Origin of the sequence: Aeromonas sp. 603757 (assembly GCF_049171255.1) — a bacterium.
In the GTDB taxonomy this organism is placed as follows: domain Bacteria; phylum Pseudomonadota; class Gammaproteobacteria; order Enterobacterales; family Aeromonadaceae; genus Aeromonas; species Aeromonas veronii_A.
The window spans coordinates 252,916-269,794 of record NZ_JAAKOE010000002.1 but is presented as its reverse complement, the minus strand read 5'-3'; the positions used below and the strand labels follow the sequence as shown (position 1 = coordinate 269,794).

At 59.5% G+C, this 16,879-nt stretch carries 14 protein-coding genes and 2 pseudogenes; 12 read left to right on the top strand and 4 right to left on the bottom strand.

What is annotated here, in order from left to right:
* Positions 1–8: 8 nt before the first annotated feature.
* Both rluF and G5332_RS03000 read right to left on the bottom strand, forming a co-directional pair.
* Complete coding sequence (gene rluF / locus G5332_RS03005) at positions 9–1,028, bottom strand: 23S rRNA pseudouridine(2604) synthase RluF (RefSeq protein ID WP_421298548.1); 1,020 nt, start codon at positions 1,026–1,028, stop codon at positions 9–11.
* Entirely contained in the window at positions 1,018–1,140 is a 123-nt protein-coding gene (locus tag G5332_RS03000; RefSeq protein WP_265783689.1) for a hypothetical protein, read from the bottom strand. The genes rluF and G5332_RS03000 overlap by 11 nt, the downstream gene beginning before the upstream one ends.
* Before the next feature lie 345 nt (positions 1,141–1,485).
* On the opposite strand from G5332_RS03000, the gene G5332_RS02995 reads away from it, so the two are divergent.
* On the top strand, positions 1,486–3,066 hold the full coding sequence (locus G5332_RS02995; protein WP_421171871.1) for an alpha/beta hydrolase: 1,581 nt from the start codon (positions 1,486–1,488) through the stop codon (positions 3,064–3,066).
* Positions 3,067–3,287: 221 nt separating this feature from the next.
* On the opposite strand, the gene G5332_RS02990 is transcribed toward G5332_RS02995, so the two are convergent.
* Both G5332_RS02990 and G5332_RS02985 read right to left on the bottom strand, forming a co-directional pair.
* On the bottom strand, positions 3,288–3,656 hold the full coding sequence (locus tag G5332_RS02990; protein WP_058058755.1) for a VOC family protein: 369 nt from the start codon (positions 3,654–3,656) through the stop codon (positions 3,288–3,290).
* A gap of 163 nt (positions 3,657–3,819) precedes the next feature.
* Positions 3,820–4,182: pseudogene (locus G5332_RS02985) on the bottom strand (hypothetical protein); the annotation flags it as partial.
* A gap of 253 nt (positions 4,183–4,435) precedes the next feature.
* On the opposite strand from G5332_RS02985, the pseudogene G5332_RS02980 reads away from it, so the two are divergent.
* The 11 genes and pseudogenes from G5332_RS02980 to gloA form a co-directional block, all read left to right on the top strand.
* A pseudogene (locus G5332_RS02980) lies at positions 4,436–4,990 on the top strand (DUF3578 domain-containing protein); the annotation flags it as partial.
* A gap of 279 nt (positions 4,991–5,269) precedes the next feature.
* Positions 5,270–6,340 (top strand): hypothetical protein, encoded by a 1,071-nt coding sequence (locus G5332_RS02975; RefSeq protein ID WP_234781346.1) that lies wholly within the window; start codon positions 5,270–5,272, stop codon positions 6,338–6,340.
* 11 nt (positions 6,341–6,351) lie between these two features.
* Entirely contained in the window at positions 6,352–8,766 is a 2,415-nt protein-coding gene (locus G5332_RS02970; protein ID WP_421171869.1) for a DUF2357 domain-containing protein, read from the top strand.
* 225 nt (positions 8,767–8,991) lie between these two features.
* Positions 8,992–9,573 carry an electron transport complex subunit RsxA gene (gene rsxA, locus G5332_RS02965; RefSeq protein ID WP_204479645.1) on the top strand — a complete coding sequence of 194 codons (582 nt, stop codon included), beginning with the start codon at positions 8,992–8,994 and terminating at the stop codon, positions 9,571–9,573.
* Between the two features lie 2 nt (positions 9,574–9,575).
* Positions 9,576–10,154 (top strand): electron transport complex subunit RsxB, encoded by a 579-nt coding sequence (rsxB, locus tag G5332_RS02960; RefSeq protein ID WP_058055921.1) that lies wholly within the window; start codon positions 9,576–9,578, stop codon positions 10,152–10,154.
* Positions 10,155–10,168: 14 nt separating this feature from the next.
* Positions 10,169–13,090: an electron transport complex subunit RsxC gene (gene rsxC / locus G5332_RS02955; protein ID WP_421249547.1), complete on the top strand. Its 2,922-nt coding sequence runs from the start codon at positions 10,169–10,171 to the stop codon at positions 13,088–13,090.
* 11 nt (positions 13,091–13,101) lie between these two features.
* Complete coding sequence (gene rsxD / locus G5332_RS02950) at positions 13,102–14,154, top strand: electron transport complex subunit RsxD (protein WP_421249546.1); 1,053 nt, start codon at positions 13,102–13,104, stop codon at positions 14,152–14,154.
* Between the two features lie 43 nt (positions 14,155–14,197).
* Positions 14,198–14,830: an electron transport complex subunit RsxG gene (gene rsxG / locus G5332_RS02945; RefSeq protein ID WP_005359614.1), complete on the top strand. Its 633-nt coding sequence runs from the start codon at positions 14,198–14,200 to the stop codon at positions 14,828–14,830.
* 15 nt (positions 14,831–14,845) lie between these two features.
* Positions 14,846–15,607: an electron transport complex subunit E gene (locus tag G5332_RS02940; RefSeq protein WP_410170585.1), complete on the top strand. Its 762-nt coding sequence runs from the start codon at positions 14,846–14,848 to the stop codon at positions 15,605–15,607.
* Between the two features lie 13 nt (positions 15,608–15,620).
* Positions 15,621–16,262, top strand: a complete 642-nt coding sequence (gene nth / locus G5332_RS02935) for an endonuclease III (RefSeq protein WP_005350790.1) — start codon at positions 15,621–15,623, stop codon at positions 16,260–16,262.
* A gap of 171 nt (positions 16,263–16,433) precedes the next feature.
* On the top strand, positions 16,434–16,847 hold the full coding sequence (gene gloA, locus G5332_RS02930) for a lactoylglutathione lyase (protein WP_421311097.1): 414 nt from the start codon (positions 16,434–16,436) through the stop codon (positions 16,845–16,847).
* Positions 16,848–16,879 lie beyond the last annotated feature (32 nt).

The window sequence follows — 16,879 nt, the reverse complement described above, 5'->3', positions numbered from 1 at the left end:
GGAGCAACTTAGCGCCCCTTCTTCTGCCGTCCGGTGTTAGCGGTGCGCGACTTGCCTGCGGCTGGTTTGCCACCCTTGCCGGGGGCCCCTTTGCCAGCGCCGCCCTTGTTGGCAGCACCTTTACCCGCGCCCCCCTTGCCCACCGGCAGCTTCTTCTCGAAAGCTTCCGGGCCCGGCACATTGGGACGCCCGCCAATCTCGTGATCATCATCGCGGCGCGGCTTCTTGCCTTGGGCCGGTTTGGCGCTTTGCGCCGCAGGGGCCTTAGCCGCCTTGGGTTTGTCGCCTTTGGCCGGTTTCACCTCGGAGGAGGAGTCCTCAATCAGCTTGAACAGATCGATCAGCTCGTCGTCGGTGAGATCGCGCCACTCGCCCACCGGCAGCCCCTTGAGGCTGACGTTCATAATGCGGATGCGCTCCAGCTTGGTCACTTCAAAACCGAAGTGCTCGCACATGCGGCGGATCTGGCGATTAAGCCCCTGCACTAGCGTGATGCGAAAGACAAACGGCGCCTCTTTCTTCACCTTGCACTTCTTGGTCACAGTACCGAGGATCGGCACCCCGGCCGCCATGCCGCGCACAAACTCGTCGGTCACCGGCTTGTCGACGGTCACCAGATACTCTTTCTCGTGATCGTTGCCCGCCCGCAGGATCTTGTTGACCAGATCGCCGTGGTTGGTGAGAAAGATCAGCCCCTGCGAATCCTTGTCGAGCCGCCCGATGGGGAAGACCCGGGTGCTGTGGTTGACGAAATCGACGATGTTGTCCTTCTCGCCCGCCTCTGTGGTACTGACGATGCCCACCGGCTTGTTGAGGGCGATCAGCACCAGACTGTCCGCCTCGCGCGGCTCGATCACCTGACCGTTCACCTTGACCAGATCGCCAACCTGCACCTGATCGCCAATCCCGGCCCGCTTGCCGTTGATAAAGACGTGGCCCTGCTCGATAAAGCGATCGGCCTCGCGGCGCGAGCAGATGCCGCTCTCGCTGATGTATTTGTTCAGGCGCATGGATTCATTAGCCAGCATGGGTCACCTGCCACAGGATCTGGGCCGCGCCCGGTTGTGCCATCGCCTGTTCCGGCTGCGCCGGGGAGGCTGTCTGCTGCATCAGCCAATTCACTACGTCAAAGTTCTGCATACCATTCCATCTTCAAAAAAGGCCAATGCCAGCTTATCCATCAAAAAACGCCGCTACAGTAGCATAATTGCCCCCTCTCAGGGGCAGATAGTTGCAAGGTCGCAGCGCCCAAGCGGGCATCCGCGAACAAGTTCACGCCGCCAGATGGCCCGCGATGCAGCCTTCGAACGGCCAGCCTGATGCCAACGGCGGGATCAGGCGCCCACAGCCTGCGCGGCCAAACGCCATCAACTATACATATCACCTTGTTTCCATTAGGCTTTAAGCCGGTTGGCTGCGCCCAATGTGCTGCGCCAAACTCGCCCGCCCAGAGGCGGCCCCATCTCTATCGCCAAGGATTGCACCATGCTGGCTCACACTCGCCGCCTTGTTCGCCGTGCTCTGCTGACCCTGTTGCTGCTGTTGCTGACCGCATGGGCGGTGATCGCCTACTTCGCCTGGCAGGCAGCGCCGCTGCAACTGTGGCACACAGTGGTGCCCCCCGAACTCAGTGCCGATGAGCTCGATCGCAGCGACTGGCAAGCCTATCTGGCCCGCGAAGCAGAGCTGTTCGAGCTGGTGGCCACCGAGGTAGTCGCCAAGACGCCGCCCGAGCAGCAACTGGCCAGCAATCGCTACTATCAGGACGCCCCCATCAATCCCGCCCGCTTTCAGCAGAACTGGAACCGCTCCTACCTGCTGCGCCCCGAGGGGGAAGTCAAAGGGGTGGCGGTGCTGCTGCACGGCCTGACCGACTCTCCCTACAGCCTGCGCCATCTGGCCAGACGCTATCAGCAGCAGGGCTTTATCGCGCTGGGGCTGAGGATCCCCGGCCACGGCACCGTGCCCGCTGGCCTCGTGGATGTGGATTGGGAGACCTGGCTGGCCGCCACCCGACTGGCGGTGCGGGAGGCCAGATTGCTGGCACCGGGCAAGCGGCCGCTGCATCTGGTGGGCTTTTCCAACGGCGGCGCGCTGGCGGTGAAATATGCGCTCGATGCGCTGGCCGACCCGAGCGGCACGCTGGCAAAACCGGATCGGCTGGTGCTGATCTCCCCGATGATCGGGGTGACCCGCTTTGCCCGCTTCGCCGGGCTCAAGGCCGTGCCTGCGCTGCTGCCCGCCTTTGCCAACGCCGCCTGGCTCGACACCATGCCGGAGTTCAACCCGTTCAAGTACAACTCGTTTCCGGTCAACGGGGCGCGCCAGTCCTATCGCCTGACCCACGCCATCCAGCAGCAGGTGCGCCAGCTGGCCGCCAGTGGCGAGCTGGCGGCGTTTCCCCCCGCCCTCACCTTCCAGTCGGTGATGGACTACACCGTCAGCACCCGCTCCATCATTGCCGATCTCTACCACTACCTGCCAGCCAACGGCAGCGAACTGGTGCTGTTTGATATCAACCGCAGCACCCTGTTTGGCCCGCTGATGAGCTCGGCCTCCGAGCTGGCGCTGCACCGCTTACTGCCAAACGCCCCCGAGCACTATCGCCTCACCGTGGTGGGCAATGTCGAGCCCGCCTCTCTCGCGACGCAGGCCAGAACGCTGGCCAGCGCAGACCAGCCTGAGCAGCTCCGCCCGCTGGGTATCGATTATCCCAAGGAGATCTACTCCCTCTCCCATGTGGCGCTCCCCTTCCCGATGGACGACCCCCTCTATGGCATGACGGCGCGCCCGGAGCAGCGGGAGCAATACGGCATCAATCTCGGCGGTCTGGCCCTGCGTGGTGAGCGCGGCGTGCTGATCGTCAACCCCGGCGCCCTCACCCGCACCTCCTCCAACCCCTTCTACCCCTATCTGCAGCAGCGGGTGATGGAGACCCTCACCGCCCCTCCCGTCGTCCGGCCTGCCGCCGTAATCCCTGCCAGCAGCGGTCAACCTGATGCGGCCTATCAGGCCGAGCTGGAACTGTTTTTACAGGAGAGCGACGAGAGCAGCACGCCTTTCTAGGGCGTTTCTGCCACATCGGCCAAGCGGCCGACTTGCTTGGCGCGATAGCGATACGAGAAAGGGGCCGTCAATTGACGGCCCCTTTCTGCTGGAGATGGTGATGGGACTGATGGCTTGGTGGACTCAGGGATAGATGCTCACTTCTATCAGATTCTGATCCGGGTCGAGGAAGTAGAGTGATTCTGACAGGTGTTGCACCGTCAGGCGCCGCGCCAACCCTGTCAGGGATAGATGCTCACTTCTATCAGGTTCTGGTCAGGGTCGAGGAAGTAGATGGATTCTATCGGCCCGCAGGCACCGCTTTTGGTCACCGGCCCCTCGACAATCTCCACCCCGTGGCAGGCAAGCTGGGTCATCACCTGCTCCAGCGGCCAGCGGGTGATAAGGCAGACATCTCCCGACCCCACCTGCGCCCGATTGCGCGGCTCCTGCCCCAGCAATTGCAGATTGATCTTCTGGTTGCCAAACCCCACCGCCCGGCGCCCCGCACCGAAGGTGATGGCCTCCATATTGAGCACCGAACTGTAAAACGCCACGGCCCGTTCGATATCACTGACCGTCAATACCAGATGGTCGATATGGCTGATCATGGTTACCTCCTGGTGGTGATCTGGCTGATGTGACCGACATATGCCCGCAAACATCCGACTGTTGCCGCTACAGCGGGCTACCCCATCATACCCGGCAAGGGGAAACCCATGTGTGCCGTGGCGCGCAAAGAGAGCGCAAATGTTCTGGTCAGATAAATTCGCGTTACTGCACCGCAGCGCACGCTTTGTCACGCTGGGCCAGCAGGGCTTCATCGTCACTGTCCATCGCAGCCAGAATCGCCTGATTGCAGGCACGCTCCGCCAGCTTGGCAGGACTCTGTTTGGCATCCCCGATTTCGGCGATAAGGGGCCGATAACTGATGGCCGCCGAGCAATACATGGTGCGAAATTTGGGCAGTTGCCAGCTGCTGTCATCCTGCCGGGTCAAGTCATCGCACAGCTTGTGAAACAGGGCGGACGCCTTGACCGTGCACTGGCTAAAACGCCGAACATCCTGCTGGTAGGGACGACAAACGCTCGGCTGCTGGATCTGCCACAGCTGAAACGATAAGGGTGAATCGCGCCCTCCTCAACATGAGCGTGCGAATACCTCTTGAATTCTCATTCAAAAATATCTGATGACAATAAAACCATCGCGCTAAGTAACCATCTCTGGATCAGTTATCCGTGTTCAAACTTACCGAAAAATCATACCTCTCTATTTCCCAAAGAGAGATGTAAATAGAAAATGAACCTATCAACATAAAATTTCATTGGTAACAACAACTTCTGGTGTTAACATTACAGCCTTTACAAAAAATCACTCTTTGGTGTTTTAAATGAGCGAGATTCAAAGTTTATTTAAACAAATACTGTCAAATTGGGTACGCGCAACCACGGAACAATTTACCAATCACCCAACAGCAGTAATTTTTAGAACCGAACTAAAAGAGTCCATCGAAAATATAGCCCATCGTTCTAACGAAGAACTTAAAATCAAGGCTAGCGTTGGAGCTGGCAATTGGGCGAATGTGCCTTGGATTTCCATCCTTGATACAAGAATCACCACCACAACACAGTCTGGAATATATCCTGTTTATTTATTCTGCGCCGATGGTTCTGGATTTTACCTCTCTTTAAATCAAGGAACGACAGCGCCCACCCGGGAATTAGGTACGGTAAATGCCCAAAGACAAGCCATTGAGTTAAAATTACAACTTCTGAACAATATCACTGAGCTCTCCACATGGGATAACGACGCTCTAAACCTACATGCAACAACAAATCTGGGGAGATCATATGAACCAACAAATATTTCAGCAAAATATTACCCGGCTGATGACATACCTTCAGATGAAGAGCTAATAAAAGATCTTGAGTGGCTGCTTAGTTTATATGATAAGTGCGTTAGTTTTTTATCTAACAAAGAACATCCTGTATTAGATATAAAGAGTATAGCTAAATTCAACCCCTCAAACCTTTACAAACCGTTTCTCCTCCTCGCTGGCATTTCTGGTACTGGTAAAACCCGTTTTATTCGTGAGCAGGTCAAGGACTATCCAGGCCAGAAAAATTACTGCCTGGTTCCTGTACGACCAGACTGGCACGAACCCTCCGATCTACTGGGCTATATCTCCAGGATCAGTGGTAAAAAGGAGTATGTATCAACGCCGGTGCTGCATTTTATTACCCAAGCCTGGATCTATATTTACGAGCGTATTGGCGAAGTGAGAGCCGATGGCAAGATTGGTCTGAGCCAGGAACAACTGGACCATATTCCCCCCTTCTGGCTCTGCCTCGACGAGATGAACCTGGCGCCGGTTGAACAATATTTCGCCGACTATCTATCGGTACTGGAGACCCGCCACTGGTATACCTCACCCGAACTGACTGTATTTAACGACAAAGAAGGGGTGGACTACGGCTATGTCTACCGGTGCGATCCCCTGCTCAAAGCAGATACGCTTAGCCAGCAACTGGATGAGAGCGCGCGTACCGAACTGGCGGAAAAACTGGGACTGGACCTCGATGTTTCACTGCATCAGCAGATCTGGGCCAGCTTCTGCCAGCACGGTATCGCTATCCCCTTCAACCTGATGGTGGCCGGTACCGTCAATATGGACGAGACCACCCACGGCTTTTCCCGCAAGGTGATCGACAGGGCCCTCACCTTCGACTTTAACGAGTTCTTCCCCAACGATTTCGATGCCTACTTTGCACCGGCATTGCAGCCAAAACGGCTGGGTTATCCGACCTGGTCAGACGGACGCGCCATTACTGAAGTCTCGGCACTGGAGCAATACAGTAAAGAGAGCGTCACCTTCCTGAAGGCAGTCAACGGGGTGCTGCAACAGAGCCCGTTCGAACTGGCCTATCGCGCCCTGAACGAGCTGATGCTGGCCCTGCTGGCCCATCATCCCGCCAATACCGCAGAACTGGTCGCCATCTGGGATGACTTTATGATGTGCAAGGTATTGCCGCGCATTGAGGGGGATAGTGACAAGTTGCGCAGCCATCTGACGGCTGATGGCGACCTGCTGACAGACCTGGAAAAGGTGCTGGCAGAACAATTTGGTAGTCACTGGGATAACACACGCCCTGACCTGTTTAACCGCAAGGTGGCTGCCGCCGGTGAAGATTCCGCCCCCGCAGAACCGCCGCACGTCCCCTGCCGCAGCAAGAAGAAACTGGCCTGGATGAAAGAGCGGCTGGCACGGCAGTGCTTTACCAGCTTCTGGCCGTAAGGGGGGTTGTGATGGAGTGCCTGTTTACCCTGCAGAGCCGTGACTGGATTTTGCGGATCTATGCCAATGAGAAGACAGTCGGGGATCGTTATCGGCAGTTACAAGCTACCCGCGTCCATCATCAACAGGTGATCGGCAAAGCGGGCCTGTCAGCGAGTGCTGGCAGATACGAACCGCCAGTTGTGCGCTTCTCGCAGCCCCTTTCCATCACTCTGGCTGAGGCTGATGGCTGCCCGCTAGAACTGCCTGATGATCAGGCGCTCTCCGCTCTGGTACTGCCAACCCCTCTGTTGTATGAAAACTGCTTTTACGAATTCGAATGGGAGTTTCTTCACGGCGTTAGCGAGGGGAGTGATACGCCGCGGCTGGAGCATCATCTGCAGCGGATCTGCGAGTCATTTCGCTTCAAAAGCAGGCATGGATCGCAGGAGCTGCTGGGGGGATTCAATACCGGCAACGAAGTAGGCACACTTGCACTTCCCTTCTCTTATCAACCGAAATCGGCTGCAGGAAAAGCTGCTCGCATTCAGCTGACGCTCTGGTTCGAGGTCTATCCGGTCAAGCTGGATATCCGCCGGGATGTGCCGCTGATCCATCAGGTGCTGGATGAGCAGTACCCCTACTGGCGTTTTACCCTGAACAGCGCAACCAGTCAGCAAGGGGGGCGCAGCCAGCGCAACCCCGAACCGTTCCCCCTGCTCTGGCTTGCCCATTTCGAAGCCCTGCACAAGGACCTTGAGCGGGGGATCCGCCAGATCATCAATGCGCCCCACAGTAGGCTGCAAAGCAAGACCGAATATCTGCTGGCCGCCAGAATGAAGCGCCCTCCACGCCCGAAGCAGGCCGAACAGATCCGCCAGGATCTGGATAACGGTATCGAGCGCAGATACCGGGTGGAACGTAAACAACTGACCACGGATACCCCGGAAAACCGCTTTATCAAGTTTGTGCTGGAGCGCACCGGAAGGATGCTGCAACAGCTGACACAACAGGGCGATCGCACCCTCTTGTCCAGAGCCTTTTTTGACCGTCTGAAGGCGTGGAGCAAACCGCTGGATCAGGCGCTGGCTCACCCCCTGATGCAGGAGATCGGTCCGGCGACGGTGTTACAACGCGAGTCTCAGGTACTGCAGCAAAAGAGTGGCTATAGCGCGGTTTACCGGGTCTGGCAGCAACTGCGCCTCTATCTAGATGCGTTGGGAAATGATGCCGTGGCCGGCGTGCGCAGCATGGATCAGCTCTACGAGCTCTGGTGCGTGCTCGAGGTGCGCCGGATTATCCTGACGCTGGGATTTACCGAGGTGAAAACACCTGCCTTTAACTTCACCCGCGATGGCTGGGATACCCGGCTGGCCGAGGGGATGAAGTACTGCTGGGAGTACCTTCGTACAGCAGACGGTGTAAGTCTCAAGCTGGCCCATGAACCGAGATTTCACAAGACCAACAAGCCGGTTCACTCCCTGCTGGTTCCCCAGAAGCCGGACATTCTGATCGAAGCCACCACTGGCAGTGGCGACACTTTTATCTGGCTGTTTGATGCCAAGTACCGGGTCGATAACGGCACTCAAGATGACCCGAGAGACAGGGTGCCCGATGATGCCATCAACCAGATGCACCGTTATCGGGATGCCCTGCTCTATCAGCAACAGGATGACCCGATACCAAGCCGCCCCACATTTGGCGCTTTTGCGCTCTATCCGGGCTTTATGAACCAGCAACCCGGAACGAAAAATCCCTATCAGGAGGAGATCGACCGGATTGGTATCGGTGCCTTTGCCCTGTTGCCAGCAGAGGATCACAGCGGCTCTTGCTGGCTGCAAACCTTCCTTGAGCAAAAGCTGGGTAAATCGGGGGAAGAGTTCCGCTATCCAGCCATCCGCTCGGGCCACTTCTATCTGGAAGAGCCCAGCCGGATTGCCACCCTGGGGATGCAGCAGGTCCGCCACCATGATCTCACCCTGATCATTCCGACCGCACTGGAAAACAGCCGCCCGACGAGTTACTTCGATGCATTTCGTGATGGCTCTGCCCGCTGGTATCACACCCCTGCCGAAACCATTGCCACTCGTTATGATGATCAGCTGATGAACGAGATCAGCTATCTGGCCGTAGCGACCCTTGCGGCCGATGGCCTGACGCGTGAGGTAACCCGGGTCTGGCCTGTGCTGACATGCCGGAAGCTGCGAAGGGAACAACTGACCGAAGAGCAGACAGGTACACCGCTGGCCGGGGGGAATGTGAATCCTTACTGGTTGCTGGAGCTGGGGCCCTCTATTTCATTGCTCCACCCTCTGACACAGCTGAATGCGGCAAGTTTCAGAGCGGCAATGAGACTGACCAGACTGGCAGAATTGCAAGGTGAATTGACCGGGTTTGCGGCACTGCCGGATTATTACGGGGAATTATTGCGCACGCATCCAGCCTGAACACCTTACAGCTATCCCGGCCTGGCCATCGCTCTGCTGGCCAGACCGGGATTACAGCCTCGCATAACCATGAGTAAAAGTGCCGCGATCTGACCCCAAAACCCCGGCTAAATTATCCAGTTGCATAATAACCATGCGGCCTTGCGGTTGTTTAACTGGCCCTAACGTCAGATAATACCGCCCGCCTTCAAACCCCGATAACCCGACTTTCAGTGACGGTAATTGATGACTGAGTACCTGCTTTTATTGATCGGCACCGTGCTGGTTAACAACTTCGTGCTGGTGAAATTCCTCGGCCTCTGCCCCTTTATGGGAGTCTCCGGCAAGCTGGAAACCGCCATCGGCATGGGGCTGGCGACCACCTTCGTGATGACCCTCGCCAGTGCCAGCTCCTATCTGGTGGAGCACTATATCCTGCTGCCGCTGGATATCGCCTATCTGCGCACCCTCGCCTTTATTCTGGTGATCGCCGTGGTGGTGCAGTTTACCGAGATGGTGGTGCGCAAGAGCAGCCCGACCCTCTATCGCCTGCTGGGGATCTTCCTGCCCCTCATCACCACCAACTGCGCGGTGCTCGGGGTGGCGCTGCTCAGCATCAATGAGCGACACGACTTTATCCAGAGCGTGATCTACGGCTTTGGCGCCGCCACCGGCTTCTCGCTGGTGTTGCTCCTGTTTGCCGCCATGCGCGAGCGTCTGGTCGCCGCCGATGTGCCCGCCCCGTTTCGCGGGGTGTCGATTGCCATGATCACCGCCGGTCTGATGTCGCTGGCCTTTATGGGCTTTACCGGCCTTATCAAGATATAACCATGATCCATATTCTCTTTGCCATTCTGGTGCTCACCCTGCTGGCGCTGGCGTTCGGGATTATCCTGGGCTTTGCCGCCGTCAAGTTTCATGTGGAAGCAGACCCCATCGTCGACCAGCTCGATGCCCTGCTGCCCCAGACCCAGTGTGGCCAGTGCGGCTATCCCGGCTGCAAACCCTACGCCGAGGCGCTCGCCAACGGCGATCAGATCAACAAGTGCGTGCCCGGTGGCGAGGCCACCATGCGCAAGATTGCCGATCTGATGGGGGTCGAGCCCCAGCCGCTGGGGGGCAGTGACGAGGCTGCTGTGCCAGTCAAAAAGGTCGCCTTTATCCACGAAGATCAGTGCATCGGCTGCACCAAGTGCATTCAGGCCTGCCCGGTGGACGCCATCGTCGGCGCCACCAAGGCGATGCATACCGTGATTGCCAGCGAGTGCACCGGTTGCGATCTCTGTGTCGATCCCTGCCCGACCGACTGCATCGAGATGATCCCGGTGCCCACCACGGTCGATAACTGGAAGTGGGATCTCAATAACGTGCATGTTCCGGGCAAGATTCCGGTCAAGATAGTGGAATAAACAGCGGAGCAACCATGCATTCCTTACTCGAACGTATCAAAGCCGGCACGCTCTGGGACTTTCACGGCGGCATTCACCCCGCCGACAACAAGCTGCAATCAAGCCAGAGCCCTGTAGTAGACGCCGGTCTACCGCCGCGCCTCATTATTCCACTGCGCCAGCACGCAGGCCCCGCCGGCGATCTGCTGGTGCAGGTGGGCGACAAGGTCAAAAAAGGGCAGCCGCTGACCCGTTATGCCAAGGGGCGGGTCGTCCCTGTCCATGCCTCCACCTCCGGCACCATCACCGAGATTGGCAACCACACGGTTGCCCACCCCTCCGGGCTCGGCGATCTCTGCGTCATTCTCACCCCCGATGGCGAAGATGAGTGGGGCGAGCGCAATGGCAAAGCCGATTACTGGAATCTGGAGCGGGGCGAGCTGCTCGAACGCATTCAGCAAGCGGGGGTGGCGGGCCTTGGCGGCGCCGTGTTCCCCACTCACAGCAAGCTCGATGGCCGCGGCCAGCTCACCGAGATCCTGATCGTCAACGGGCTGGAGTGCGAACCCTATATCACCACCGACGATCGGTTGATGCAGCAGTATGCCGACGAGATCATGGATGGCATCCGGGTGCTCAAGCACCTGCTCAAACCGAAACTCACCCTGATCGGGGTGGAAGACAACAAGCCCGAGGCGATCGAGCAACTGACCCGTCACGCCACCGATGAAGATGTGCTGGTCAAGACGGTGCCGACCAAGTACCCCTCGGGCGGTGCCAAGCAGACTATCGAACTGCTCACCGGCCGTCAGGTGCCCAAGGGAGGCCGCGCGGTCGATATCGGCATCATGGTGCTCAACGTCGCCACCGTGTTTGCCATCAAGCGCGCCATCATCGACGGCGAACCGCTGATCGAGCGGATCGTCACCCTCACCGGCGACAGCTTCAAGAAGCCCGGCAACGCCTGGGTGCGCCTCGGTACGCCGGTACGCTGGCTGTTGCAGCGTTTCGAGCTGCAACCGGAAGCGGAGCAGCGGGTGATCATGGGTGGCCCCATGATGGGCTTTACCCTGCCCCACGCCATGGTCCCAGTGGTCAAGGCTACCAACTGCCTGCTCGCGCCGACGCAGGCCGAACTGCCCGCCCCCGGCCCGGAGCAACCCTGCATCCGTTGCAGCGCCTGCGCCGATGCCTGCCCGGCCACTCTGCTGCCGCAAGAGCTCTACTGGTACAGCCGGGCCAAGGAGTATGACAAGGCCGAGAAGCTCAACCTGATGGACTGCATCGAGTGCGGCGCCTGCGCCTGGGTCTGCCCAAGCGAGATCCCGCTGGTGCAGTACTACAAGATCGCCAAAGACGACATTCGCGAAGCCCGCGCCGAGGCCGAGAAGGCCGAGCGCGCCAAGCAGCGTTTCGAGGCCAAGCAGGCCCGTTTCGAGCGGGAAAAAGCAGCCCGCGAAGCGCGCCATGCCGAAGCCGCCGCCCAGCGCCGTCAGACCATGACGGCCGCAGGCGGCGAAGATCCGGTTGCCGCCGCCCTCGCTCGCATCAAGGCCAAGCAGGATGCGCCCATCACAGCCATTGCCGCCACCGCCGAGGGCTTGCCTGACAACAGCGCGGTGATTGCCGCCCGCGAAGCGCGCAAACGGGAAGCGGAGGCACGCCGCGCCGCCAAACTGGCGGAAAGCGCAAACAGCGAAACAGCCGCTGCGGCGCAATCCACCGAGGCGGTTGACCCCGCCAGCGATCCCAAGAAAGCAGCCATCGCTGCCGCACTGGCCCGCGCCAAGGCCAAAAAGGCCGCTCAGGCTGGCGATAGCGCCGAGCCTGTGACTGCCGAAGCCGTTGCTGCGCCTGCGGTAGATGCTGATCAGCAAAAGGCAGAAGTTGATCCGAAAAAGGCAGCAATTGCCGCAGCCATTGCCCGTGCCAAAGCCAAAAAGGCCGAGGCGAATGGTGAACCGGTAAGCGCAGCCAACAGCGCGGTAGCAGACGCAGGCTCGCAAGGCGATGCGCCATCTGCTGTCAGCGAAGCAGTTGATCCCAAGAAAGCGGCTATCGCTGCCGCCATCGCCCGAGCCAAAGCCAAGAAGGCAGCCCAGCAGGGTGACAGCGCTGAGGGCGATCTGACTGCAAACGCAGGCACCAGCGAATTCGCTGCAACCCAAAGCGATGCACCATCTGCGACAAGCGAAGCGGTCGATCCCAAGAAGGCGGCTATCGCAGCGGCCATTGCCCGCGCCAAAGCCAAAAAGCTGGCCCAGCAGGGCGAGAGTACCGGTGCTGAAGGTGCGCAGAGTGAGCCAGCTGCCAGCGTGGAGACCCGCGACGTGGCGCTAGCCAAGAGCGAAGTAACCACCAGCCAAAGCGATACGGCTGCAAGCGAAGTGGTCGATACCAAGAAGGCCGCTATCGCCGCAGCCATCGCCCGCGCCAAGGCCAAAAAGCTGGCCCAGCAGGGCGACAGTGTCGGTGCTGAGGATGCGGAGATTAAGCCAGCTGCTAGCGCGGAGACCCGCGACGTGGCGGTAGCCAAGAGCGAAGTAAACACCAGCCAAAGCGATACGACTGAAAGCGAAGCGGTCGATCCCAAGAAAGCCGCTATCGCCGCGGCCATCGCCCGGGCCAAGGCCAAAAAGCTGGCCCAGCAGAGCGCAAGTACCAGTGCTGAGGTAGAGAGTGCCGGTACTCAGGTAGAGAGTGCCGGAACTGAGAGTGAGCGCGCACCGGCCGAGCCGATGCAAAGCGATGCAGCCAGCAGTGAGCAACCACTGGCCGTCACTGCCGCGCCTGAAGCGAGCGCCCCTGCTGCTGATGCCCCGGTTGATCCGAAAAAAGCGGCCATTGCAGCCGCCGTGGCCCGCGCCAAGGCGAAGAAGCTGGCGGCAGAGGCAGCCAGAGCCGCAGAGACCGCCGCTGAAGATGCACCGTCAGCCGACCGAACAACCACAAGGTAATCGACAGACTCATGTTCAATATTGCGACTGCGCCGTTTGCCCATAACCGCAAACAGACCCGAACCCTGATGCTGCTGGTGATCCTGGCCTGCGTGCCGGGCTTGCTGGCCCAGACCTGGTTCTTCTGCTGGGGCTCCTTTATCCAGATCCTGCTGGCGTTGGTCACTGCGCTGCTGTGCGAGGCGCTGGTGCTCAAGCTCCGTGGCCGCGCCATCAAGCCTGCCCTGATGGATGGCAGTGCGGCGCTCACCGCCGTGCTGCTCGGTCTCTCCCTGCCGCCGCTGCTGCCATGGTGGATGCTGGTGGTGGGCACGGCCTTTGCCATCATTGTCGCCAAGCACCTTTACGGCGGACTGGGCCAGAACCTGTTCAACCCGGCCATGGTCGCCTATGTGCTGCTGCTGGTCTCCTTCCCGGTGCAGATGACCAGCTGGCTGCCGCCGGAGAGCGTGCGCGCCTACAGCCTCGGCTTTGGTGATGCGGCGTCGGTGATCTTCACCGGCTTTAGCCTCGACGGCTACAGCATGGCCCAGCTCAAGCAGGGGGTGGATGGCCTCACCATGGCGACTCCCCTCGATACCCTGAAAACCGGCCTGACTCAGGGGCTCACCACAGGCGAGATCCTGAGCGGCCCGCTGTTTGAGGGTTGGGGCGGAATCGGCTGGAGCTGGGTCAACCTCGGCTATCTGCTGGGCGGCCTGTTCCTGCTGCAACAGAAGGTGATCAACTGGCGCATTCCCACCGCGATTCTCGGTGCCCTGCTGGCGGCCTCCACCATCGGCTATCTGGTGAGCCCGGATGCGACCGCCACGCCCATGTTCCATCTCTTTAGCGGCGCTACCATGCTGGGGGCCTTCTTTATCGCCACCGATCCGGTCAGTGCCTGCACCACACCGCGCGGCCGACTGGTCTATGGTGTGCTGATCGGGGTGCTGGTCTACATCATTCGCCGCTTTGGCGGCTATCCGGATGCGTTCGCCTTCGCCGTGCTGCTGGCCAACCTTTGCGTACCCTTTATTGACAGCCTGACTCGCCCGAAAGTGTATGGAGCCCGTCGCCAATGATGTTTCTGCCCTCTTTCCCCATCACAGCTGACGGAGCCCGGACATGTTAAAGAGCATGCGCAAGAACGGCCTTATTCTGGCGATGTTCGCGCTGGGCTGTACCGCGCTGGTGGTACTGACCAACGAGTTGACCAAGGATAAAATCGCCCACCAGCAACAGCTGGAGAAACAGCAGACTCTCTCGGTATTGCTGCCGGAGGGGAGCTATGACAACGATCTTGTGGCCAGCTGCAAGCAGGTGACCAGCAGGAAGTATCTCGGCAGCGATCAGCCGCAAGCCCTCTATACCGCCAGCAAGAATGGCGTGGTGACCGGCTATGCATTGGAGGCGATCGCGCCGGATGGCTACAGCGGGGCGATCCGCATCGTGGCGGGCTTTGATGCCAAGGGCACCATCACCGCCGTGCGCGTGCTCGCTCACAACGAGACCCCGGGCCTCGGTGACAAGATCGAGCTGAAAAAATCGGACTGGATCAACAGCTTTGCCGGAAAATTCCTGACCCATGACAACGAGCCCCAGTGGGCGGTGAAGAAGGATGGCGGCGAGTTCGATGCCTTTACCGGCGCCACCATCACCCCGCGAGCCGTGGTCAAGGCGGTGAAGAACCTGCTTAAACTGCAGCAGGAGCAACCCGAACTGCTCAGCAACGCCCCGGCTTGTCCGGCGGCGAACTAACGGAGTCGAGCCATCATGAACCAGATGGAACAGATTGAAACGGGCACAACCCCGCTTGCCGAGCTGGAAAGCCGCAAGGGCGAGCTCAAGGAGCTGATGAGTCAGGGGCTGTGGAAGAACAACCCCTCGCTGGTGCAGGTGCTGGGGCTCTGCCCGACCCTCGCCGTCTCCTCCACCTTTACCAATGCGCTGGGGCTGGGCCTTGCCACCATGGCGGTGCTGGTCTGCTCCAACCTCGCCGTCTCGCTGGTGCGCAACTGGGTGCCGAAGGATATTCGCATCCCGGTCTATGTGATGATCATCGCCTCGCTGGTGACCAGTGTGCAGCTGCTGATGAACGCCTACACCTATGGCCTCTATCAGGCGCTCGGCATCTTTATCGCCCTGATCGTCACCAACTGCGTCATCATCGGCCGCGCCGAGGCCTATGCCTCCAAGAACCCGCCGCTGCTGGCGGCCCTCGACGGTCTGATGATGGGCCTTGGCTTTACCCTGGTGCTGCTGGTACTGGGCGGCATGCGCGAGATCATCGGCATGGGCACCCTGTTTGATGGTGCCGAGCTGCTGCTGGGCGAGTGGGCCAAGTCCCTGCGCATCGAGCTGTTCCACGCCGATGCCAGCCTGCTGCTGGCTATTTTGCCGCCGGGCGGCTTTATCGGGTTGGGACTGTTGATCGCCGCCAAGAATGCAATCAACGACTGGCGGGACCGCAAACAGGCCGCTACCGTGGCCCACTGCAACGTTGCCCCGGCCCGCGTCCGGGCGACCGAGCTATGATCGGACGCAAGGCATGAACAATCAGAAACGCAGAGAGATCCTCGAGCGACTGCGGGCAAACAACCCCCACCCCACCACGGAGCTCAACTTCAACTCGCCGTTCGAGCTGTTGATTGCCGTGCTACTCTCGGCACAGGCGACCGATGTCAGCGTCAACAAGGCAACCGACAAGCTCTATCCGGTGGCCAACACCCCACAAGCGATGCTGGATCTCGGGGTGGACGGGCTCAAGGAGTACATCAAGACCATTGGCCTCTTCAACACCAAGGCCGAGAACGTCATCAAGACCTGCGCCATCTTGCTGGAGCGCCACGGCGGCGAAGTGCCGGAGAACCGAGAAGCGCTGGAAGCCCTGCCCGGCGTCGGCCGCAAGACCGCCAACGTGGTGCTCAACACCGCCTTTGGCTGGCCCACCATCGCCGTCGATACCCATATTTTCCGGGTATCTAACCGAACAGGCTTTGCGGTAGGCAAGAACGTGGATCAGGTGGAGGAGAAGCTGCTCAAAGTGGTACCCGCCGAGTTCAAGCTCGATGTCCACCACTGGCTGATCCTGCACGGGCGTTACACCTGTCTGGCTCGCAAGCCCCGTTGTGGTTCCTGTATCATCGAGGACTTGTGCGAATACAAAGAGAAGGTCTATCCAGAGAGCTGAATGACTGGGCGCCACAACCGTCCTAACTGTCTCGCTCGCAAACATCCACTGCAGTGGTTCCTGTATCATCGAGGACCTCTGCGAGTACAAAGAGAAGGTCTATCCAGAAAGCTGATAGCCTCGCAACCGAGATTGAAAGCAGTACACATCACCAACCCGGAGAACTGAGCAATGAGAATTCTGCATACCATGCTGCGTGTCGGCGATCTGCAACGCTCCATCGACTTCTACACCCGTGTCCTTGGCATGAAGCTGCTGCGCAAGAGCGAGAACAGCGAGTACAAGTACACCCTGGCCTTCGTCGGCTACGGTGACGAGAAGGATGAAGCGGTGATCGAGCTGACCTACAACTGGGGGGTGAGCGACTACGAACTGGGCTCTGCCTACGGCCACATCGCGCTGGAAGCGGACGACATCTACGCCACTTGCGAAGCGCTGCGCGCCGCCGGTGCCAAGATCACCCGCGAGCCGGGCCCGGTTAAAGGCGGCACCACCGTGATCGCCTTCGTCGAAGATCCGGACGGTTACAAGATTGAACTGATCGCCAAGAAAGATGCCGGTACTGGCCTCGGTGACAGCTTCTAAGCTGCCCTAATCCCGCTGCCGAATGGCAGGAT